Raw genomic sequence first — 21,758 nt, forward strand, 5'->3', positions numbered from 1 at the left:
GCGGCCTCACTGGATGGTTCCCGCCTGGGCAGCGGTGGAGCATTCGGTCGAGAATGGCGCCGCGAATGTCGGCATAATCATCGCTCCAGGGCGCTACGCGTGAATCGGGATCGAGGCGCCTCCGCCGGCAGATCGCCGAGATTCCGCATATCTTGAGCAAATACGACCACTTCCGCGGGGACTCGCAACTTGTCGTCGGGAGCGGCCCTTTGCCGTAGGCAACGAGGCCCTCCACAACGCCGATCGCAGCCGCTGGCCGCCACAGCGCCATGTAGCGGTGTGTGCAACACGATGACGCCGCGCGCGGTCAAGGCGCGATAGATATCCAACGAAGGCCTCGCGCGTCAGCAGAAGGCGTCGAGCACAATGAGATCGTAGCTATCCGGTGACGCCGCCAGCTCTCCCAACGCGACGCTTATATCCGATCCGCATGTCGACAAAACCGGAACCGGGTCGGATCGCGTGCGATGCGCAAAACATGTGGATCGAGCTCGCGTAACGCTGCGATCGGCCCGCCGAAATAGCAGTACGTCGTCGGCTCCGGGCGGCCGGTTACCCGTTCCATCCGCAATGCATACGCGTTCGTCGCCGCCATGCGGGGGTCGGAACTGCCCCGTGTTGTCCTCGACAACGCGATGCACGCCGTAGAAGCTGCGGACTTGCTCGATACGCGGGAACGCGGGATCGAGGCTAGCAGTGACAAGTTATCCGACAGCAGGCCGGATGGAACGACGACCAGGATATTTTCGTTCAGATCTCACCGGAGAACGAGGTCGCCTTCCTGGAGGGACTCGCTAAGTGATGTTGGGACGGCTGACATCCCTTGGGAAAAGTCGCAACAATCAGATTGACGGGAGTTCTCTGCCCGTACTATCGAGCTGCTGACCAGTCCCGCATGGCGGGCTCTGAGCTTGTCAGCACAACGCGTCTTCGACGCACGTGCGTCGGAGCTCGCGCACCACGGCGGCAACGATATTGGCCGGCTGCCAGTCACCAATGAAAGTTCGTCCCGGCTTCGATGATTGCGAAGACCTTCAGGCGCTCAGAGTCGCCAACAACCTTGCTTGTGTCCGGGCGGCATATGCCCTCGGAGAGATCCTGGGTACCGACGGCGATCCGGTCGCGTCGAATGTTATGCTGCTCGGCGTGATAGGGCGCCGCCGCGGTTCAGTTCGCGCCTGCAATGAGGAGCAAGTTATTAATCACAGGCGTTGAGAGGAACGCCGCCACAAGCGCGATATTGTAGACGTTCTTGCTGTGCCAAAGCAGCGCCATGACGACGAGCGTGGCTCCTAGTTTTGGAATCAACCACCAGACGCCGAGCCATGCCTGAACCGCTTGCATGAACGGATTTGCCTCGCGAAACCCAAGCTCCAAAATCTTATTGGTTGTCGCTATGTCGGCGCACCCAAAAAATAGAACGGAGAGCACCAGAAGAACTTTAACCCAATTCATTTTCAGCCCCTCAGTCTCGACGGCCCGACTGTTAAAGATCCTGAAATTAAAGCTGATTTACTAATTATTTGTTCAAGCGCGAGATTTGCAACGGGAAGCGGCCGAATAAGTTCCGAGGTTGTCTACTCTCGCTATGACGATATTCGAACGCCAAAGCGGTATCCAATCGGCCGGAACGCCCTTGCTGACGTGGATCACAGCGTCCCAGTCGAGTCGCGTGTCGTCCCAGCAATCCCAATCGGGCAGATCGGCGAGCGTCAGCCGGCCGTTGTGGCGTTGGCAGCCAGCGCAGAACAAGTCTTAAAGCCGGCATTTCGATCGACGGGACCGGGACCAATATCGCCGGAATCGAGCAGGTTTGCGACGCCAAGGCATGCGCCGGGTGATCGCGCCGATTCGAGTAAAACGAAGCCGCTAGGGATCGATAGCGGAGCCTCTCGATCAGCCACGCATTGGTCAATCGACCTCGGGTAGTCAGCGATCTTTCCGGCAATTATGGCGCAAACGCCACAAGCAACAAATCAATCTTCGGTATCGGCAATTCGCCTCACGACGATTACGACGGCGAGGACGAAGCCAAGTACGCCGCCAGCAATTCCGACCAGCCCGGACTCGAACGTGCCACTTATATCTCGGTCGGATAGAGCGAACGCGATCATTTCAGCCGTAAAGCCTGTCCCCAGCGTCAGTGCAATTATGATCGCGACGGACTTGAAAAATTCGGCTGCAAATCGAAGTGTTGCATGTCTTGAAGCGCCGCACGCGCGCGTCATACGGCTATCTGGACTAGGGTTGGCGGCAGGGCGAGGCGCGTACCAATGCCCTCTGATTGAGTAGCTGGCGGATATCTTGCTGATCAATCGGTTCGCGCGTGGATTATCGTTAGGATCATCGAGGGCTTTGATGTCCAGTTTAAGTACTCGCCGAAACAACAGGGCAGGAGTTAGCGCCCAACATATGAATATGGCCAGTCCGAGGTAGACACTGTAACTACACCCCAATACGACGACTAGGAAAAAGCCGAACCAGAAAAAGGCCTCGACGCCAACATAAGCCAGCGCAAATTGGTTGCTAAAGCGTAGTTTTCCTTTGAAAGTGGCTGGCCTCATCAGTTTTGTCCTCGACGCTCCACTGCCGCTAAGATGTGGAGCGTCGGTCGCCGAGTGCAACTCTAAATGTCCTCCAGCACTACCTGTTCAAGTTCTAACGCTGCAACGCACGCAAGAAAGAAGATCGCTGTAAACGATCCCCGTTTTAGCTTCATGGTGATCCCGGCCTCGGTTTCATCCTTGAGGCCGTGCTTTTTCAGCCGCTTCACCAAGTCGGCATAGGTGACGCCGGCTTTCTTCATTTCCGCTTTGAGGAAGGCGCTGGCGCGCCGGCCCCATTCCTGCTCTGCCTTGGGTAGGACCATGGCACATCCTATCGATTCCGTGAGCTAACAAATATGATAGACCGGCAGTGACTTCCGGTCAAACCGATCATATCCGTTAGCTATCGCATTCGATAGGATGCGGCAATGCGGCACCGACCAAAGACCCTCACACTCGTACGGCCATCAACACCCTTGAACGGCTCCTATTCAGTTACGCGGACAGATATTGGCGAACTGCCAGCAGGACGACGCTCTCAGCGACCAGATGCGGCACATCGAGGCAGGCAATCATCAACATGCTGGACCCCACCTACAACCAAGTGACGGATCGCGGCAAAGCGGCGGAAGCTAACCTGTGGTTCAAGCGCCGGCACCCTCTACACGCGAGCGCTGGACGTGCCCAGGACTGCTACGTAGCCGATGACAGCCCTCGAGACCGCAGCGGCTGTGCTGGCTGCCCATGGCGTGCTGGACGCCTCGAGGCGCCCCCCCCCGGATCGGGCCTGACCAACAGAGCCCGCTGGTTCACGCCGGCAGGTTTTCAGGGGCGGCGCGCATAAAAGGCAATCGACGGAGGCTAAGGATAGGGCGTAGACTACGCCGACAATGGTCAAGGTCGATCCTTACACCATCGTCTTCTTCGCGATGGCAGTCTTTTTCTTCCTATTGCGCAGTGTCCTTAGACTCCGCACTGGGAGCGAACGGCTGCCTGTGACCGACCTCTTCTTCTATCGCCTGTCTATTATCGCAGCCGTTTTAGGCGCGGTGTTTTACATCGTCGACAAAGCCCAGCTGTCTTCGCGGCTCGAAGCCGCCTTACCCCCTGTCGCCGCACCCACCATCGCCGCACCTTCTATGGCCGCACCTGTTGAATCGGCGTCGGTTGGGGACAGCGTGCCGATCTATCCGGCTAACAATGGCACGTCGGCAATGATAGACGTGGTATTGGGCGTGCAGCCACTTAGGATGCTGTTGGATACCGGCGCAACAACGTGTCTGGTGTCAGAGGCTATCGCTGCCAGAATTGTACGCGATGGCTATGGGGTCCGGAAGGAAGCTGTTCGCTTCAAGATGGCGGATGGCACGATCCGCGCCCTACCAACTCTTCTCATCACGGAGGTGCAGATTGGTCGGCATACTGTCCGCAACGTGTGGGCTGGCATTTCATCTACAGGTGAGACGCTATTAGCCTTCCCCGTAGTCAATGCCATCGCTCCATTCACAATCGACACGCGAGCCAGGTTGTTGATTTTTCATACTTCCTCCAACTCAACGGGCGGTCACTTTGCTTCACCCACGAGTGCGGCGCCCACCATCGTCGGATAGGGAACACGCCGCCGGGCTCGAAAATATACCGTCCCGGCGGCGCCCCGTTCTTCCAGCGTCTGGGCCCTGAAATCCCCGATCTGCATCCACAACGGTCCCGGAAGCGTGCGACGATTAGGTTGCTGATTTGCAAACGGCGGCCTCGGCTTCCCCGCGTCGGGGCCGTGTGCAACCAGCGGTTCACGCCGATGGGTTTTTGCGCCTTGCTCGGCCTCGTTGGTGCCTTAAAAAATGCGGATGTGATAAGCGTGCTCAGGCGTTATCTTTGGAGAGGGCGCAATGACCGTTGCTGAATTGATTGAGATGTTATCGGCGCTTCCGGACAAGACTGCCCGCCTAGTGAAAAGCGCCGACCATTTGACAGCTTGAATGAACCCGCCATTTATGACGGCTATCTCGACAAGGACGTGCAGTTCCCAGTTCGGGCCACTGACCCGGACGCAATCCACGTAGTTTTTCTTTGATTGTGCGATGTCCTGATCAGCTTATCCTAGGAAAAGACAGCCCGCTGCCCGCATTGGAATGTGGGACTCTCATGCGCCCCGCGTCGGGGGACACGCTGCCGGTTACTGCGCCTGGCTTAATTGAATCGTTGAATCGAAGGGCTGGGCGGCGGCTCTGGTAGCCGATCGTCAGGGCAGTCGCGGCAGTTTCGCATCCGCGCTGGCCCTCCCAGGGTCAGGCCTGGATCGAGGCGTTCGACGGCATCGCCTGGTCGAGATCAACAAGACGCTGAGATCCCTCGAGCGCCGAAGCAGAAGCGAGCCTACAGGAAACGGAGGCGAGCTAGTTAATTCGTGCCGCTGATGATGAGCAGGTTGTTGAGTACCGGCGTGCAGCACAGCGCTACCACGAGTGCGATGTTGTAGGGGTTGTTGCTGCGCCAAAGCAGCCACATCATGATATACGTCAAGCCGAGCTTCGGAATAAGCCACCAGGGACCGAGCAATGTCTGAGCGACGTGCATGAACGGGTTCAATTCGCCGAACCCGAGATTAAGGATCGTGTTCGTGGTGAAGAGATCGGCGAGTCCGAGAAGCAAGACGGAAAGCACCAGGAGCGTCTTGGCCAAGTAACGTTGGCCTATAATGATCTCGTAAGCGAAAGCGACGCCCTCGGGGTCGTTCCGCTTGAACCAAACTTGTGCAGTCTCGTTGGTCGCAAAGACCTTCATGTGCTCCGGGTCGCCAACGATTTTGCTCGTGTCGGTATAGATCCAAACTTTCATTTCATCAGCTCGAACAGTTCGAGTGCATCGGCAAGCCGTAGTTTCGTGCCCCTCGGCATACGCTCCAAGAGCATGTGCTGGGTATTGGACGCAATCGCGTCATGTTCATCTGATCGTACTCGGCATGGAATGCCCGCATATCCGCGGCAAATTGGCGGGCGACTGCGGGCGGGATTTCGAGCGGCTTTCGGGCAATGGGCATGTCCGGAGGATATGCATGCCGGGCTGGTTTGGCGAATCGGCAAGGTTAAACCAGTCGCCAGGTCGCCATAAGCTGCGGGCATGTCGGAACTTCGGAGTGGGATTAGATTTGAAATCGAATGACGGGCTGGCGGCCGCCTCCACGATCGGGCGGTGCCGTCGCACCGTGTGGGCTGAGAGCGGCGGTCCCTCACCGCGCGATATGCATGGTCGGGGTGTGGGTTGGTCGGCCAATCCGCATGACTGGCACATCGCAAATCGGCAAATGCTGCGGCAATTACCATCCTAGCTAGCCAGCGGGATATAGCGGGAAGGTCGGTTCGTGGTGCAAAGGTGCTAGCGCGCCGCACAAATTGCGAATCTCGGCCACCGTAAAAACACGGGGAATCTTGGGTGGTGAGACAGGGTTGCGTGGCCGCACATTGCGGATAGCATCAATCTTCTCACGAAACTAAAATGCTAGGATTGGGGAGATTGTCAGTCGATATGCGATAAGCGCGCTTCGAGGAGTTTTACGTGCAAGTCATACGAAAGGGATTTCTATCGCTTTTGGCCTTAGGAGCGTTGACCTTGGAAGGTCACGCGCAAAAAACTCTGGTCGCAGCATTGGAGTGTGATTTCCCGCTCGCCTCCAATGATGATTGGAGCATGGCCGCGTCAACCCTGCAGTACTACATCGATACAGCAAGAGGTTGGAGTGTGAACGAAGATTCCTTCTCCTTTGATGGCCCGGGAAAAATTACTGTCGGTGGAAAGGATCACGTAGTTTCGCTTTCAATCACTATTTCCCGACAGTCAGGCAAGGCTACCAAAACCCTGTCGTCGGAAGGGAAATCCCTTGCAGTCAGCGGGGAATGCAGAAAAATGGAATCCTCCGGACGGAAGTTCTAAGCGCACCACGGGTCGTGGAGGACACTAGGTAATTAATGCTCGGCTTGTCCTTTGGGAGTGGGCTTTTCTCCCGCAGGGCCTATTGGCTTGGGACCGGCCAGGGGCGGGAAGCTTATGGGTGGAAAAGGGATCTGAGCATCGTCGGTTGATTGTCCGGTCGTTTTTTGGAGCGACTCTCATTGTCCAACGATGGCAGATATTCTCCCAGCCTGGACTGTATGCCGTGTCTAGAAAACCTTCCCACCAAAAAGCGTCTCGCTAAGTTGATCCGCGATCCTGAACAGACAGTTGAAGTATGCCGTTGACCAGCTTAACCGCCTCGACCTTGAACTCGCGACTGAACTTACGTCTTCGCGTGACCAACTTGGTGTCCATCAAACGGCAGCAGCTCCGCCGTGTCGACCACGGCCGAGGTGGAGGGGCTGTGGATCGGACTTGCCGTCCACAAGTCATGGGCCAACCGCAACGGCTCGATCTTCAAGTTCGCCCACCAAGCCCGTTCGTTGCCGTGTCGATGCAGTTCTTGGTGATGAGTGCGACACAATGGAACGGTGAACTCGTCGCTGACCTTGCGGCTGAGAGCCTTGGGTTGGGCGAACTTCAAATGGTGGGCGTCGCACGGGCTTTTCCGGCAAACGAGGCAAGGCTGTTCCCGGACAAACAGCAGGTGGGCCTTGCTCCGCTTGCGCACGGGCTCTTTGGGAAAAGCAAGATTGGCCGTCGCATCGATTGGGAGGACCTCAACTGACGCATCCGTTTGTGAGCTGTCGTTTGTGGCAGGAGGCACCTGCGGCACGCCTGCGAGCTTTTCAAGGTAGGCAGACTCAATCGCATGGGCATCCGCCTCTAGCAGGGTGTTCTTTCTAGGTAGTCCGACTTGAGCCCAGGCGAGAAGATCGCTCTCGCACCTTAAACAGTTGAGCTCCGCCAACATCTGCTCCCTTAGTTGGGCTGATTGATCCGTGCTGAGTAGCACAGGCCGCGGCGCGCCTTTGTTTCCTTTGACGTGGGGCCGATTGCCTGCCCGAAACTCGGGTGGCGGTGGAGCCGATGTGGCGTCAGTGGCGTCCGGCGCATCCAAGTCGTCTTCGCCCGCGATACCCACGAGGGCGAAGAGAGCGTATCGCCGGGCATAAGTGAGGGCAGTTCCCATCCGGTGGGGAGCATTGATTTCACTGACGGCACACACCGGCCACTGCGAAGACATCCATTCTCCAGACGAATGCGCGAGGACTGTTGTCAAACGAACAAGGCCCGTCTCTTGGTCGATACTTGTCGTTTGAACCGTTGCAATCTCATGGTTCCCTAAGCACTTGCGAACCAGATCCAGTCCGCTCGCTAGAGAGGCGTATCTGAAGCTGCGAGCCTCCTCGCGCGGAAAGATTGCAGGGATGGTCGCAGTCAGCGCCTTTTCCGGATTGGAAAGTTCGAGCTGGGCCTTGGCCAGTGCGCCGGCAATAGCGCCGATCGTTTCGCTAGACTGTTGCACGACCGGCCTCCTGAATAACATGAAAGCTGATCGAACCGGATTTCGAGCGGGTGGCCCTAAGCCCGTGGCCAGTTGCTTCTCTTGCGTCTTCTGGCATCAACTTCTTCAGCTCAGATTTTGCCGTATCGTGCTCGAGATGTGCGAAGCGCGTCCGATGAAAGACACCGGCAAACTCCGCCCAGGCATTGGACGCGCTCATATCGACCGTTCGGACCGCTTCAACCCGGGGTCGCGGGGGCTCAATGCCGAACAACTGAGGGGCCTCGCCGGTCTCGACGCAGCGCCAGAATTTCTTTTCCGCCGTTAGCAGCAAGTGTTGATACAGGGGATCGGCCGGAATGGTCATTTCCACCCATTTGCCGCCACCGGTGATGATCGAGAGCACCGCGGTCCTCGAAGCCGCGACCCACATGTTGTGCTGCAGTTGGGCCATGTGTTTTTCAGCGGCCGTTTCTTCCGAGAACGACCATGGCAGCATGAACTTGGCCTCGAATACCGCGCCGGTGCTCTCCACCATGCCATCGAGGGTTGCCGCCATCCAGCGCTTGACCGGATGAAAGGCCCGCCGTTGTACCTGCGTAACGACTTGGCCGGTATTCTTCTCGTACCAGTGACGGTTAAGCTGCTCAGTTACAGTGCCGAGTTGTACGATCAAGTTGGCTGAAAGATCTGCTGGCGCGGCTTCGCCCCGTTTCTCACGCCAGAGACGAAGCAGGGCGGATTCATCGTCGCCCATGATGACGCGTGCGTCAGATCCACCAATGAAATTGCGGCGGTCAGTTGTAGCGTCCGACTTGGCAAACACCCTCGACATTGCGACCTTCCTCAATAGATTCGCTCTTATGATACTAAAAGTATCAATGGCCACCTCCAATGTCAATACTAAAAGTATCAATTCGGCAAATAAAGGCCGCGCGGGCGCTGCTCAATTGGTCTCAAGAGCAATTAGCAGTAGCCGCAGGAATTTCGATTCCGACCGTCAAACGTCTTGAAGCGCAGGATGGACAACTCGGCGGCCGAGAGGGTACTGCGACCAAAATCTTGAATTCGATGCGAGCAGCTGGCGTGGAGTTCATCGACGAGAACGGCGGCGGACCAGGCGTGCGCCTTCGAAAACCAATACCCGAGGAACGGAAAGGCTAGAATTTTCGGGGGGCGGCATCGGCGCGGGGGCAGGGTGCCGTGAGGGTCGCAGTCGGGACTAGTATTCCGACGTCTCGCAGTAGATTGAGAAACGGGACTCGAGACCCGCTAGGATTGAGTACTACGCAAATCGCGGTGCCTAAATATCCCCGGACGGCAATCTTCGAATTGCAAATTGCTGTGGATAGGCCTCTGCTTGCCGCCAGGCGATCTCATCTGGAGTATCCTACGAACTCGATTGGGTTTGTCTTCTGGCGTTCTATTGTCGCCCCGCGTCACATCGCCCCGAAATTGAATCGCAACGGACACCCGATGTTCTCAGGTCGACCGAGGATACCGAGCGATGCTGCCCGAAAAGAAGAACAATGTGAGAGTGCCGGCGAAGCGACTGCGCAAGCCGAACGCACTCAGGCATGGGGCTTACTCTTCCATTAAGCTGTTGCCGTGGGAGGATCCCGACGCGTTCGAGGAGCTTCGGCGCGCGATTTGGGAGGAGTGGCGCCCCGAGGGCCCATCCGAACATGACTGCGTGGAAACTATCTTCCTTTGCTTATGGCGCAAGCAGCGCCTTCGTGCGAAGCGGAAGCTCGACACGGCAGAGGCCCTCGACAAGGTGGAGAATCGGGTGTTCCAAGAAACGCCGCCGCAAGTTCTCCTGGAAAATAAGCTCGAGGTCGTAAAGCATTCTCTCAGTGAGAAGCGCAGCCCCGCACGCGACGACTATGAGCGCTTGCTCCACTTTAGCGCGGGGCTCCACCTCGAAACTGATGCACGGGTTCTCAGGTTGGTGATTTCGTTGTTGCCAAGCGAATTCAGTGACCACCTCAACTCAACCGTGCGTGAAGACTGCTATGAGACAACAGAACGTTGGGTGATCGTCTTAAAAAAAGAGATCGATTACGTTCTGTTGCCGCGCATACGCGAGCGCCGCCCAGATCCCAACGGATATCTTCCGGCGGCCGCGGATTTTCTAGCCGCCGAGAAGATCGTGGAAGACCTTGCGGTCGAGGAGCGCTTGGACGCCGCGCAGGATCGTGCAATGCGTCGATTGTATTTCCTGAAAGCGCAGAAACAGCTGGAGCGCGAAGCGAAGGCGAAGGTTGTTAACGTCAAGGCCAACTAGAACGGTCGCGAACCGATACTCTACCGGTCGGATATGCCTGGCGAGACGTTTGTCGCGTTCAGCGCGGCCGGCATGCAGGATCTGATCGAGCAGACCAGGGCATGCGGGTAGGGCGCCCCTTCCTTGCCGCGGCGTCCTTATGGGGCCCCGGGGCGCTTTGGCGTTCGCGGGCTTTCTTCTAGGCGCGTTTCGACTTCTACAGCGACGTGGCTGAGACCGCGCAAGCCGCCCTCGGTAGATGTGCCGCGCGCCGGTTTATTACGCGACCAAGCAATGAGGATGATGGACACTCATCGGCTGTCGCGCCAAGCATCTGAATACAAGGAGGACCTTCGTACTCCTTCAACGGCCGTCCTTGATACGCCAATGTCAGCGAGCAGCCGGTCGTCTAATTCGAGAAGCTCGCTGTATTGACGGCGCCGCTCTAACGCCAGTGCTATTCCGGCCAACTGCGCCAGCGGAAATTGCCAGACCCATCGAATAACGGGAAAAGTGGGTAAAGCTGCGTGGGATGTATCGGTTGAAGCTCGCGCTGTGCTGCTGCAAGACATGTTTCACCTCCGTGGTGGAGCGAAACAACGCTTGGCTCGAGAGCTTGTCGGGCGGTTGTCAGAGGCCCGAGTTTTAAGGCTATCATATTCCCCTTCTGCTCACAAGCTGAGGCCGAGGACCGCTTGTGGCCCTTAGCCGACTTTTTCTCAAAATATGGCTATGTCCGCTGTCGGAAGGGAAGCCGACTAAAGTCGGGCGAGGCGTTTTGCCTTTTGACCCCAAACTGACATTCACTATGCGGTGAAGTTGCGGCTTGCGAAGATGATGGTCGCGGCGAAAATATCCAGGACCGCGGCACTGACTAGCGCGAGATCATAGCTGCCGAAGGCGTCGTGCAATACGCCGTAAAAGCTCGGTCCCATCGCTGCAACCAACTGGATAGCGCACGATGCGACACCAAAAACCAGGCCGAAAGCTTTGGCCCCAAACTCTCGCCTGACAATAATTGGCGATAACGTTGTGACATTACCCACGGTTAAGCCAAAGATGATATTGGCCACGACCAGTACCGGCGCAAAAGGAAACGCCGCCATTGCCATGAACGATGTTGCCGCAGCGACGAGAGCAACCGCCGTGGTCACCCTTGCATCAAGTTGATCCGCAAATCGTGCGAGTCCGACGCGTCCTGCGAGAGCGGCAACAGCCGTGGACGATACATTAAACGAGATTGCAAACGGGTCGAAGGATTGAGCCAGTAAAAAGATCTGATGTGTCAGGAACCCGACGTTTTCAGCGCAGAAAACAGCGTCCAATTCCTTGTATCGGTACTTGCGGCATTTGTTCCCACCGACAAGCCATCCGGCAATAGCCGAATCCTGGGGGCGGCTTCGCAGCACGAAGGCGGCCAGCGCAACGATGATGACCAATGCGCAAGCGCCTGCCATTAGGGTCGTTGCCGCAAAGCCGATCCGCGAAATTCCGAACAGAAGCACCGGTGCGCCGAGGATACCTCCGGCGCTCGCTCCGAGCGATGCAATGGACACTGCGCGCCCTTGGTACTGTTCAAACCATGGCGCGACCGTTGTCGCGACGGCAGTGAGAGAAAGGCCGGCCCAACCGACGCCCATTAAAAGAAAAGCCAAATAAGCTTCCCAAGGCGTGGTTGCTCGCCCAATAAGAATTATTCCACCAGCCAACGCGACGCCGCTGATCGCGACAATAGGGCGTGGACCAACCTTTCTGATACCGGAGCCAACCGGGATCAACAGCAATGCGCTGACGAGATAGAACATCGTGACGGCGCCCGAGACCACACCAGTCGTCCAGCCGTTTGCTATCACAACCTGATGAAGATAGACACCCGCGCCGAAGAGGCCAAGTGCATTCCCGACTAGCGAGCACAGCATGCAGGCAGCGACGATGCGCCAACCGTAGAAAACACCCATTGAGTATTCCAGGGACGAAGATACTACCGTCAGAAGATTATTACACTTGTGGCATTTGATGCTTCGACCTCTATGGAAATGTGCCTGAAATCCGATGGAGAGTTAGGGAGGCTCGTTTCCGTTTGAATCTCCCCGACCAATTCTGGCCACCCCGAGTTGCCGCGCGCTCGTCGCCACCACGTCGGCGATTTACCAGCGGCAATTTGGGCTTTCCCACAATTTCCAGGCTCGCAACAAAGTGCTAGGCTCCTCGTTGAGCGGCGTGGTCAGTCTGGTCGTTCGGAGGGCGCTGTGACCGAACAGCGGGTTCAGAGGCGACTAGCCGCGATCTTGGCTGCCGACGTGGTCGGTTACTCCGCGTTGATGCAACGCGCTGAGGAAGCCACTTACGCAGAGTTCGAGTGGCTGAAGCGCGAAGTCATTGAACCTACGCTCTCTCGCCACGACGGGCGACTGATCAAGACCACGGGCGATGGAGCGCTCGCCGAGTTCGCAAGCCCGTCGGCAGCGGTGCGATGCGCGGCGGAGATACAGGAAAGCATCTCATCAGGCCGCAGCCCCTTTAAACTACGCATTGGAGTCAATCTCGGGGAAGTTATCGTCGGGGCTGACGGCGATCTTTTTGGCGATGGGATCAACATTGCTGTCCGACTTGAGGGGAACGCTGATCCAGGCGGCATCCTGATTTCCGAGAAGGTGTACGGCGAAGTTGAAGGCAAGCTGGACGTTGGCTTCGAGGATCGCGGTGAGCAGCAGCTCAAAAACATCTTCAAGCCGATCCGCGCTTACGCTGTGGTCGCGGGAGCATATAGCGCGCTGACCGAGCGGCCAAGTGCGGTCCCGCCACTCCCGGACAAGCCCTCCATCGCAGTGCTGCCGTTCGAGAACATGAGCGGCGATCCCGAGCAGGAATACTTCGCTGACGGAATGGTTGAGGAGATCATCACCGCGCTCTCGCGTTTCAAATCGTTGTTCGTAATTGCTCGCAATTCGAGCTTTGCGTTCAAAGGCAAAGTCGCCGATATCAAGGAGGTCGGACGCAGGCTTGGCGTGCGTTATGCCCTTGAGGGGTCTGTGCGCAAGGCATCGGGGAAAGTTCGCATCACGGGCCAGTTGATTGATGCCGTGACGGGCACGCACATTTGGGCGGACAGATTCGAGCGTGATTGGACCGACGTTTTCGCCTTGCAGGACGAAGTAACGGCCGCCGTTGTCTTGGCCATTCAGCCAAAATTGCTTCAGGCAGAAATTGCGATGGCGACGCGGCGGCGACCGGAAAGCCTCAATGCATATGAATATTATCTCCGAGCCATGCAGCAATCTTACCTGACGACCCGCGAGGGGGTGGCCGAGACGCTCCGGCTGACTCAGCGCGCGCTAGAGCTGGACCCTCGTTTTGGCTTGGTCGCGGCTCTGGCGGGTGTCTGTCACATGCGAAACGTTACTTTGGGGTATGCTGACGATCCTCAACTCGAGCGCAAGGAAGCAGTTCGGCTACTTCGCTTGGCTTTGAGTATCGACGATGGTGATCCGGACACGTTGGTATGGGCTAGCACAGTCTCGGCGTGGATGGTCGGCGATCTTGAAGGCGAGATCGAGATGGCCGACCGGGCGGTCGCGCTCAACCCAAATTCAAGTCTTGCGTGGGGTTGCAGAGGTTGGATCTACAAAATCGCGGGGCAGTCGCAGGAAGCGGTCCGAAGCTTTAACCGTGCCATCCGAATGAGCCCGATAGACCCGCTACTGCATCGGGCTTTCGTTGGGATGGGACAGGCGTTCATCGAGCTTGGTCGCTTTGACGAGGCCATCGTGGCAGGGAAAAAAGCCTTGCGTCAGGCTCCCTCCTACGCGCCGGCCTACCGTTGTCTCGCCTCCGCTTTTGCTCATCTGGGAGGTGATGCGGAGGCGGGTGAGGCCGCGGCGCGTATGCTTGAGGTCGATCCTGACTTTACCATATCTGGGTTTATCGCGAGGGGCGGGCAAACAAATGCGAAGCTGTACATTGAGGGACTTCGGAAGGCGGGGTTGCCCGAATACCCCGCTGCGCAGGAGCGACGAGGCGATTGAATGACTGCTTCTGGCACGTAGCGGACATGGCCCCACTGGTCGTCGATGTCGGATTTTGACCCCAAGCGGAAATTGCCGGAAACGGTTTTGTTGCGGCAGTAACCGAAAGTGCCTTCGCTGATGCCTTCGATTGCGGTCAACCCACTACCGATTTCGTTGACCGCTCAGCATCGCTCCCGCGCGTGAGCTCCTCGAACATGGCCGGGAGCCTTTTCTTAAAACTATCGAAATCTTGAGAGACGTCCTCTTCGGACAACAGATCCGGAACGATATGCATTGCCTGGAGCTGCTCGATCTGATCCCGCGCAAGTCCGACAATGATCACCTTGAGCCCAGCGGCTTTTAAATCAACCAGCACGTCCTGGAGCGCGTAAATTCCAGATTGATCCATATAGGTTACGCGCTCCATGCGAAGCACGAGCAGCTTTCCATCCGTCGCCCGCTCGGCAATTCGTCTGAACGCATAGACAAAACCGAAGAACAGCGGTCCGTTGACGTGCTTAATCAGCAGCCGTTGCTTCAGTGCGTGCGGAATTTCGCTTTCATCCTGCCATGGCTCATCTTCCACCAACGTGAGCGTCGCATTCTGCTCCATCGTGCGGGCAATCCTGGTCATGAAAATCAGGGAAGCCAGCACGGCGCCGGTGCCGACCGCCGTGATCAGATCGGTGAAGATCGTCAGCACCACGACGACCAGCATGACCCATGTGTCGCTGCGCGGCGCGCGAAACAGGTGACGGAAGCTGCGATAGTCGATGATGCTCAATCCGGCGCTGACCAGAATTCCCGACAGCACGGCATGGGGAATGTAGCGCACCACGCTGGACAAGCCGAGCAGAACGGCCAGCAAGAGAGCGCCATGTATGACGCCCGAGGAGCGATGCCGTCCGCCGGCGCGAACGTTGATGGCGGTTCGCATGAAGGCACCGGCGCCCGGAATGCCGCCGCATAACGCTGCCCCGATGTTGCCGGCTCCCTGGCCGATCAGCTCTCGATTGCTGTCGTGATGCGTCCTCGTCATGTTGTCGGCGGCGAGCGATGTAGTCAAAGCATCGATCGCGCCCAGAAATGCCAGTTGAAATGCGGTGACCGACACAAATCTAGGATTGGCGATGTCGAGCTGGGGCAAGACGAAATCCGGCAGTCCCCTCGGAATGTCTCCGATCGTTGGTGCCCCGAGGCCGAAAGCCGCGGCGATGCCCGTCAGAAGGACCAATGCGACAAGAGAGGGGGGCACAGCCGAGAAGAATCTGGGGAGGACAAAAGCGATCGCGACGGTCGCCGCCGCAAGCATGAACGCATCGAGACGCGCTCCTTGCGCGAGTCCACCCAGCGATTTCAGGATCTCGGCCGGACTGGACGACGGCGACGGCAGACCTACGACGGGAAAAATCTGCTGAATGATAATGATGATTCCGATGCCGGTCATCAGTCCTGAGATCGCCGGGTATGGCAGGAAGCGAATGTAGTTCCCGAGCCGCGCGATCCCGAACAGGATTTGCAATGCACCCGCGAGGCAGAAGATTCCGACGACGGGGGCGATCTGCACCGCTCCGCTGGAGGCGGTGTTTGCGGCGACGATGCTCGCCGCAATGAGCGTCATAGGCGCCGTCGGACCGGATATCTGGACCGGCGTGCCTCCCACGACTGCGGCAATGATTCCGAGGACGATGCCGCCGTATAGTCCGGCGGCCGGCCCCAGGCCCGAGGCGACGCCGAATGCGAGGCAAAGCGGCAAGGCGACAATCCCGGCCGTTATGCCCCCGAAAATATCGCCGCGCGTGACCGCAAACCCCGACAATGTCCCCCTCCCAAAATTTCCGGATGGAGCGGCAAGGCGCTTTCGCCGGCCATATGAATCAATCAGGTGTCCGGAACGTAAGGCAGCGCCGATTTGTGGGCGCAAAGCCGCAATTTGCCGTCCTTGCAAAGGCGAAACACGAATGTCTTGTCGACCATGATCTCGTTGCCGTCATAGTCGACCGCGTAGACATTGCCCATCGTGATGGCGATCGGCCCGTGAATCTGGATACCGTTTTCGGCAGCGTTGTTGTCGTACCAGGCGCGCGCCCAGGGTTTCAAGGCAAAGCCCTTATCGTTCGGAAACTTGGGATTGCCACCGATGAAGTATGACAGCGCGCCCTCCGCCGTGCTGCGGAACGTATGGGCGCCGTGGGCCAGTGTCGGTTTGAAAAACACCACGCCGTCGCGATAATCGTAGAGTTGTTCAATCAACGCCATTGCGGTTGCCCGCACATCGCCCGACGCGCGATGGGCTTTTCCGATCGCGACCAGCCCATCGCACCACGCCTGTTGAGCCGCGTTCACATCAGCTTCCGTGATAGCCATCGCTCACTCCCTGGGGACCGCGCGTGAGCCATGTTCTCGCTTTGCCCGTGTTTTTTCAAGTTGGATTGCAGCCGATCGCGACAGCACTGGGGCAGGCGGACGGGCAGCCGTTGCTCTTGGCAGGCGACAGCCTTTGGGGAAGAATGCAAGTGCGGAAGTCGCCACCTGGCTCGGACGGAGCCGACCATGTACCGACCACCTGTACGATTTCTGATCTGTGCCGCCGTCATACTCGGCTTGCAGGGCTGCGGCGAGAATGACCCCAGGGCCGGCGAGCAGCCCGCTCGCGGACTCCGCGCCTTCAAGGTCGGGGCAAAGGCGGAGAGCCGCGTGCGCCGCTTCCCAACCGTCCTGCAGCCGGCTGATGTCAGCAGCCTGTCGTTTGAAATTGCAGGGCAATTGCGCGCGGTCACGCTCACCGTCGGGCAGAAGGTGCAGCTGGGTGAGGTGCTGGCGGAAATCGATCCACGCTCGCTGCAGACGCAGGTCGAGCAGACCAACGCCGGCGTCCAGCAGGCACAGGCGCAAGCCGATAACGCAGAAGCGGATTTCCAGCGCAAGGACGAATTGCTCAAGAAGGGCGTCACGACCCAGGCGACCTGGGATCAATCCCGAGCCGCCCTCCTGAGCTCCAGAGCTCAGCTGGATCAGGCCAAACGCCAGCTCGATCTTGCCAATCACAACCTTGATCGGAGCAAGCTGGTGGCGCCGTTCTCCGGCACGGTTGCCCGGGTCGACGTCAAATCATTCGCGCAGGTTTCGGCCGGACAGCCGGTCCTGACGCTGTACAGCGACGACCGCTTCGATATGTCCTTTCTGGTGCCAGCACAGACTTTCCAGAGCCTCAAGGTCGGTCAGCCGGTCGCGGTCAAGGTCGCCGACATGCCCGATCTACCGCTCAGGGGCGCGATCAAGGAGCTCGGCTCGAAGGCCGAGCAGGTGTCGGCCTTTCCGGTCGTTGTCCAGCTGGACAACAACGCGACCGGCCTGAATGCCGGCATGTCGGTCGAAGTTTCGATTGAGGAGCCGTTGAGCGGCGGTCTAGGCGGATTCCTGGTGCCGCTCAGCGTGCTCGCCCCGGAGGGCGGCAAGGAGCTGCAGGGCACCGCAAAAGTCTTCCTGTATGACAACGCAAGCTCGACGGTCAAAAAGCGCGACGTCACCATTGGTGCTGTTCGCGACAATCGCCTGATCATCACCGAGGGTCTCGGTGCGGGGGACATCGTCGCGTCGGCCGGCGTTTCCTATCTGATCGACGGACAAAAAGTGAAGCTTCTTCCCGTGCAGGAGTAGATGCCGTGGATCTCCTCACGCGATTTGGCCTGGCGCGATCGCGATTCACCGTCGCAATCATGATGTGCCTGCTGCTTGCGGGCGTCGTTCTCTATCCCAATTTTCCAAAGCGCGAAGACCCTGTCATCGTCATTCGTACCGCCGTCGTATCGGCGCTTTTTCCGGGCATGGCGCCGGAACGCATGGAAAATCTCGTCGCGGTCCCGATCGAGCGCAAGATCCGGGAGCTTGCCGAGGTCAAGGACATCAGGACGCTCGCGTCCGAAGGGGGGCTGACCATTTATGTCGACCTCAACGACGAGGTCGGCAACGTCAAGGCGGCCTGGCAGCGGCTGCGCGACAAGATCGGCGACGTCAAGGTCGAACTGCCTGACGGCGTCATTGGTCCCTTCGTCAACAGCGACTTTGGCGACGTCGCCATTGCGACTATCGCCATCACCGCCGAAGGCTTCTCGCCGCGCGAAATGAAGGATGTCGCGGAGGATTTTCGCAAGAAGCTCTATCAGCTCGCCGGAATTTCCAAGATCGACTTGTTGGGCGTTCAGGACGAGCGGATCTGGCTGGAGCTCGACACGCGAAAGCTCGCCGCGGTCGGCGTTCAGGTCAATGTCCTGATCAAGGATCTTCAGGGCCAAAACGTCGTGCAGCCGTCCGGCGCCATCAATGCCGACGGCACCCGCCTGCTGCTCGAGACGTCGGGAGATTTTCCGAATGTGCGGGCCATCGAGACCATGCTCACGAAGGTAGGCGCAGGCGACAAGCTGGTGAGGCTTGCCGATCTCGTCACCGTTCACCGCGGCTATGCCTCTCCCAAGGCCAAGCCGGTCTACTTCAATGGACGGCCCGCGGTGGTGCTCAGCGTCGTCATGCAGCCCGATCAGGACGTCACGCAGCTCGGCCGCAGGCTGCGGACGGCGGCCGGCGAGTACGAGCAGCAGCTTCCGATCGGCTATGCGATCGCTTTTGCAACCTATCAGGCCGAACAGGTCCGTGCGTCCGTCAACTCCGCGCTGTCAAGCGTGGTGCAGACCTTCATCGTCGTCGCTGCGCTGGTCGTGCTGTTCCTCGGCCTGCGGCCCGGAATGATTGCGGCCCTGATCGTCCCCTTTGCCGTGATGTTCTCGCTGATCGGCATGCGTGCATTCGGGATCGCGCTGGAGCAGGTCTCGATCGCCGCGGTCATCATTTCCCTCGGTCTCCTGGTCGACAATGGTGTTGTGATGGTTGAGGACATCGTCGGCCGGATCGACCGGGGACTGCCGCCGGCAGCCGCCGGGCTCGCTGCGGGCGAGCAGTACGCGCTTCCGTTGGCGATCGCGTCGATCACGACGATCGCGGCCTTTCTGCCGCTGTTTCTGCTGCCGGGATCGTCGGGTGAGTACGCCTTCTCGCTGGCGGCAGTGGTTGCCATGACATTGGCAGGCTCTTGGATTGCGGCGCTCTATATCCTCCCGGCGCTGACGGTCTGGTTCATCCGCGGGGGCAGTGCCGCGCGCGACGAGGAATCTTCGCCGTCACGTCTGCAGCGTGGCTACGGTTCAGCCTTGCGGTCGGCTCTCCGCCTTTCGCCGATCGTATTGATCGGATGCATTGTGCTGGTCGCGCTCGCCCTGACCCAATTCGGTCGCCTGCCGAAGCAGATGTTTCCGCTGAGCGAGCGCAATCAGTTTCTGATCTACATGAACATGCCCGACGGAACGGATATCTCGCAGACCGAAGGCCGGGCGCTCGGAATCTCCAGATGGCTCGGCGACAAGACGCAGAATCCCGAGATCGCCAGCCATATTCTTTACATCGGGGACGGGGGCCCGCGGTTCTATCTGACGCTGACACCGGTTGCGCCCGATCCTGCGTCGGCCTTCCTTCTGGTCAATACCGAGGATTACCAAGGCGCCGTGAAAGCGGCGGACCGCGCATGGAACTATCTTTACGCCAATCATCCGGAAGCGCGGTTCAAGATCAAGCGGCTGGCGATGGGCTCGGTCGAGTCCGGCATCGTCGAGGTCGAAATCTCCGGCCCCGACGGCGACCGTCTGCTGGCGCTCAGCCAGAAGGTGAGATCGCTGTTCCAGGCGGCTTCCGGCATTCGCGACAATGAAGACGATTGGGGCAACAAGCTCATCAAGGTCATGATCGATATCGACCAGGATCGCGCACGCCAACTCGGTATAACCTCCGAGGAGATCACCCAGCTTCTCAACACCTATTTCAGCGGCGCCGCGGTGTCTACTTATCGCGAGGGAGACAACCTCATTCCCATCGTGCTGCGGGCGACGGCCTACACTTCCGAGAGTCTTGAAGGCCTCACCAGCGCGACATTTGCCAAAAACGGGACGCTCATTCCGCTCGCGCAGATCGCGAAGCTGAAACCCGGCTTTGATGTTGCGCGCATACGCCGCAAGAACCAGGAACGGACGATCACGGTCGCGGCCCGAAGCACCTCGCTGACGGCTGGTCAACTCCTCGAGTCCGTTCGCCCCGGTTTGCAAGCGCTCGACTTGAGTGGGGGATATCACATCGACATCGCCGGCGAGATCCAGAAGAGCGCAGAGACCAATCATAAGCTCGCAGCGGGATTTCCCGCCGCGCTTGGCGTGATGTTCCTGGCGATCATCCTGCAATTCAACTCTTTCCGCCGCACGCTGCTGACCTTCATCTCCATCCCGCTGATCCTGGTCGGCATCCCCTTCGGCCTCTTGCTGACCGGACAACCGCTCTCCTTTTTTGGCACGCTCGGCATCATCAGCCTGTCCGGCATCATCATCAACAACGCCATTGTGCTGATCGATCAGATCGATATTGAACGCGAGAAGCTGGATTTGCGGGACGCTATCGTGTCAGCCTCCGAAAAACGGTTGCGGCCGATTTTGCTGACGTCGGCCACCACGGTCCTCGGGTTGGCCCCGATGGCGATCGCCGGCGGCGCACTCTGGCAGCCCATGGCCATTCTCATGATGTCGGGGCTTGCCGTCGCGTCGCTGCTGACGCTGTTTTTCGTGCCGGCCGGGTACTTTCTGCTGTTCCGGTTCGACAAGGCGCTTTGAAGCACCGTTGGGTCGGGGTGGCATTCAGAACTCGTCAAAGGTCCGCTTGTGGCCCAAAGCCGTCTGCGAGGGCAGAGCAGAGCGCGTCCGCTCTGCCCCCGAAATTAGACGTCTATCTGTTCTGCTATCGCGAGGGCATCGTCGACTTCGATCCCGAGATAGCGGACGGTACTCTCGATTTTCGTGTGCCCCAGCAGGAGTTGCACGGCTCGCAGATTGCCGGTTCGACGATAGATCAACGTCGCCTTGGTCCGGCGAAGGGAATGCGTCCCGAACAGGTGCGGGTCCAGTCCGATGTCAGCGATCCAGTGAGATAGGAGACGGGCATACTGGCGGGTCGTCATATGTCCACTCCGCCGCCGGCCAGTGAACAGGTATTCTCCTGACTTCTTGGCGGCAGCCCGCAGATAGTCGTCGATTGCCTGCCGGGTCGATTCAGTCAATTCGAATTTGACTGGCCGCCCGGTCTTCTCTTGTCGGATGGTCGCGCGGTCCGCCGCATATCCGCCTGGCGCAAGGTCATCGACTTTCAAGCCTACGACGTCCCAGCCGCGCAACTTGCTGTCGATGGCGACGTTGAATAGCGCCAGATCGCGCATTCGGCCTTCGACCTGGAGCTTGGTGCGGATTGACCAGACGTGCTTCGGACGTAGCGGCGGCTTTGCGCCGACGATCTTCCCCTTATTCCAAGGAGCGCGTTTGGAGACGGCAGGAATGGTGCTTGGGTTATCGGTCATATTGACCTCCTCAACTAGTGAGGCTGGTCATTTTCAGTCCGGAGCCCTTCCAATCCCGCGTCCGCTTCGAGACGATTGGAGACGTGCTTGCGTCCAATTC

The 21,758-nt window shown here is 58.6% G+C and carries 18 protein-coding genes; 7 read left to right on the plus strand and 11 right to left on the minus strand.

Annotation, left to right across the window (positions count from 1 at the left end; genetic code table 11):
- Positions 1-1,167: 1,167 nt before the first annotated feature.
- From ACE103_RS16005 to ACE103_RS16015, 3 genes are all read right to left on the minus strand, one after another.
- A complete protein-coding gene (locus tag ACE103_RS16005; protein ID WP_375780205.1) occupies positions 1,168-1,455 on the minus strand; it encodes a DUF5658 family protein in 288 nt (95 codons plus the stop codon).
- Between the two features lie 521 nt (positions 1,456-1,976).
- Entirely contained in the window at positions 1,977-2,564 is a 588-nt protein-coding gene (locus tag ACE103_RS16010) for a hypothetical protein (RefSeq protein ID WP_375780206.1), read from the minus strand.
- Positions 2,565-2,626: 62 nt separating this feature from the next.
- Positions 2,627-2,869, minus strand: a complete 243-nt coding sequence (locus tag ACE103_RS16015; protein WP_375780207.1) for a DUF6471 domain-containing protein — start codon at positions 2,867-2,869, stop codon at positions 2,627-2,629.
- A 567-nt stretch (positions 2,870-3,436) separates the two neighbouring features.
- Between ACE103_RS16015 and ACE103_RS16020 the strand changes: the two genes are divergently transcribed.
- Positions 3,437-4,156, plus strand: a complete 720-nt coding sequence (locus ACE103_RS16020; RefSeq protein WP_375780208.1) for a retropepsin-like aspartic protease — start codon at positions 3,437-3,439, stop codon at positions 4,154-4,156.
- 790 nt (positions 4,157-4,946) lie between these two features.
- Here the strand turns inward: ACE103_RS16020 and ACE103_RS16025 are convergent.
- On the minus strand, positions 4,947-5,384 hold the full coding sequence (locus ACE103_RS16025; protein WP_375780209.1) for a DUF5658 family protein: 438 nt from the start codon (positions 5,382-5,384) through the stop codon (positions 4,947-4,949).
- 717 nt (positions 5,385-6,101) lie between these two features.
- Here ACE103_RS16025 and ACE103_RS16030 point away from each other — a divergent pair.
- On the plus strand, positions 6,102-6,476 hold the full coding sequence (locus ACE103_RS16030; RefSeq protein WP_375780210.1) for a hypothetical protein: 375 nt from the start codon (positions 6,102-6,104) through the stop codon (positions 6,474-6,476).
- A 343-nt stretch (positions 6,477-6,819) separates the two neighbouring features.
- On the opposite strand, the gene ACE103_RS16035 is transcribed toward ACE103_RS16030, so the two are convergent.
- Both ACE103_RS16035 and ACE103_RS16040 read right to left on the minus strand, forming a co-directional pair.
- On the minus strand, positions 6,820-7,965 hold the full coding sequence (locus ACE103_RS16035) for an ERF family protein (RefSeq protein ID WP_375780211.1): 1,146 nt from the start codon (positions 7,963-7,965) through the stop codon (positions 6,820-6,822).
- Positions 7,952-8,779, minus strand: coding sequence for a YqaJ viral recombinase family protein (locus ACE103_RS16040; RefSeq protein ID WP_375780212.1), 828 nt, complete (start codon positions 8,777-8,779; stop codon positions 7,952-7,954). Before ACE103_RS16040 ends, ACE103_RS16035 begins: the two co-directional genes overlap by 14 nt.
- A gap of 59 nt (positions 8,780-8,838) precedes the next feature.
- On the opposite strand from ACE103_RS16040, the gene ACE103_RS16045 reads away from it, so the two are divergent.
- Together ACE103_RS16045 and ACE103_RS16050 are read left to right on the plus strand one after the other, a co-directional pair.
- Positions 8,839-9,108 (plus strand): helix-turn-helix domain-containing protein, encoded by a 270-nt coding sequence (locus tag ACE103_RS16045; RefSeq protein ID WP_375780213.1) that lies wholly within the window; start codon positions 8,839-8,841, stop codon positions 9,106-9,108.
- Positions 9,109-9,451: 343 nt separating this feature from the next.
- The gene (locus tag ACE103_RS16050; protein WP_375780214.1) at positions 9,452-10,231 is read left to right on the plus strand and encodes a hypothetical protein; all 780 of its coding nucleotides are present in this window, start codon (positions 9,452-9,454) and stop codon (positions 10,229-10,231) included.
- Positions 10,232-10,521: 290 nt separating this feature from the next.
- On the opposite strand, the gene ACE103_RS16055 is transcribed toward ACE103_RS16050, so the two are convergent.
- Entirely contained in the window at positions 10,522-10,782 is a 261-nt protein-coding gene (locus ACE103_RS16055) for a DUF1127 domain-containing protein (protein ID WP_375780215.1), read from the minus strand.
- 234 nt (positions 10,783-11,016) lie between these two features.
- The gene (locus ACE103_RS16060) at positions 11,017-12,168 is read right to left on the minus strand and encodes an MFS transporter (protein WP_375780216.1); all 1,152 of its coding nucleotides are present in this window, start codon (positions 12,166-12,168) and stop codon (positions 11,017-11,019) included.
- A gap of 291 nt (positions 12,169-12,459) precedes the next feature.
- Here ACE103_RS16060 and ACE103_RS16065 point away from each other — a divergent pair, with 291 nt between their 5' ends.
- Complete coding sequence (locus tag ACE103_RS16065) at positions 12,460-14,235, plus strand: adenylate/guanylate cyclase domain-containing protein (RefSeq protein WP_375780217.1); 1,776 nt, start codon at positions 12,460-12,462, stop codon at positions 14,233-14,235.
- 136 nt (positions 14,236-14,371) lie between these two features.
- Here the strand turns inward: ACE103_RS16065 and ACE103_RS16070 are convergent, their stop codons facing one another.
- Both ACE103_RS16070 and ACE103_RS16075 read right to left on the minus strand, forming a co-directional pair.
- A complete protein-coding gene (locus tag ACE103_RS16070; RefSeq protein ID WP_375780218.1) occupies positions 14,372-16,036 on the minus strand; it encodes a SulP family inorganic anion transporter in 1,665 nt (554 codons plus the stop codon).
- Between the two features lie 62 nt (positions 16,037-16,098).
- Positions 16,099-16,584, minus strand: a complete 486-nt coding sequence (locus ACE103_RS16075; protein ID WP_375780219.1) for a phosphoribosyl-AMP cyclohydrolase — start codon at positions 16,582-16,584, stop codon at positions 16,099-16,101.
- Between the two features lie 237 nt (positions 16,585-16,821).
- On the opposite strand from ACE103_RS16075, the gene ACE103_RS16080 reads away from it, so the two are divergent.
- Positions 16,822-17,877, plus strand: coding sequence for an efflux RND transporter periplasmic adaptor subunit (locus ACE103_RS16080; protein WP_375780220.1), 1,056 nt, complete (start codon positions 16,822-16,824; stop codon positions 17,875-17,877).
- A gap of 5 nt (positions 17,878-17,882) precedes the next feature.
- Complete coding sequence (locus ACE103_RS16085) at positions 17,883-20,921, plus strand: efflux RND transporter permease subunit (protein WP_375780221.1); 3,039 nt, start codon at positions 17,883-17,885, stop codon at positions 20,919-20,921.
- A gap of 104 nt (positions 20,922-21,025) precedes the next feature.
- Here ACE103_RS16085 and ACE103_RS16090 read toward each other — a convergent pair whose 3' ends face one another.
- The gene (locus tag ACE103_RS16090) at positions 21,026-21,658 is read right to left on the minus strand and encodes a tyrosine-type recombinase/integrase (RefSeq protein ID WP_375780222.1); all 633 of its coding nucleotides are present in this window, start codon (positions 21,656-21,658) and stop codon (positions 21,026-21,028) included.
- Between the last annotated feature and the right edge of the window lie 100 nt (positions 21,659-21,758).

This window comes from Bradyrhizobium sp. ma5 (assembly GCF_042258955.1).
Lineage (GTDB): Bacteria > Pseudomonadota > Alphaproteobacteria > Rhizobiales > Xanthobacteraceae > Bradyrhizobium.

Coding starts and splice junctions, on each gene's coding strand:
- ACE103_RS16015 (WP_375780207.1), bottom strand. CDS start 2,869: ATGGTCCTACCCAAGGCAGAGCAGGAATGGGGCCGGCGCGCCAGCGCC.
- ACE103_RS16060 (WP_375780216.1), bottom strand. CDS start 12,168: ATGGGTGTTTTCTACGGTTGGCGCATCGTCGCTGCCTGCATGCTGTGC.
- ACE103_RS16055 (WP_375780215.1), bottom strand. CDS start 10,782: ATGTCTTGCAGCAGCACAGCGCGAGCTTCAACCGATACATCCCACGCA.
- ACE103_RS16045 (WP_375780213.1), top strand. CDS start 8,839: ATGTCAATACTAAAAGTATCAATTCGGCAAATAAAGGCCGCGCGGGCG.
- ACE103_RS16005 (WP_375780205.1), bottom strand. CDS start 1,455: ATGAATTGGGTTAAAGTTCTTCTGGTGCTCTCCGTTCTATTTTTTGGG.
- ACE103_RS16075 (WP_375780219.1), bottom strand. CDS start 16,584: ATGGCTATCACGGAAGCTGATGTGAACGCGGCTCAACAGGCGTGGTGC.
- ACE103_RS16040 (WP_375780212.1), bottom strand. CDS start 8,779: ATGTCGAGGGTGTTTGCCAAGTCGGACGCTACAACTGACCGCCGCAAT.
- ACE103_RS16010 (WP_375780206.1), bottom strand. CDS start 2,564: ATGAGGCCAGCCACTTTCAAAGGAAAACTACGCTTTAGCAACCAATTT.
- ACE103_RS16090 (WP_375780222.1), bottom strand. CDS start 21,658: ATGACCGATAACCCAAGCACCATTCCTGCCGTCTCCAAACGCGCTCCT.
- ACE103_RS16020 (WP_375780208.1), top strand. CDS start 3,437: ATGGTCAAGGTCGATCCTTACACCATCGTCTTCTTCGCGATGGCAGTC.
- ACE103_RS16050 (WP_375780214.1), top strand. CDS start 9,452: ATGCTGCCCGAAAAGAAGAACAATGTGAGAGTGCCGGCGAAGCGACTG.
- ACE103_RS16025 (WP_375780209.1), bottom strand. CDS start 5,384: ATGAAAGTTTGGATCTATACCGACACGAGCAAAATCGTTGGCGACCCG.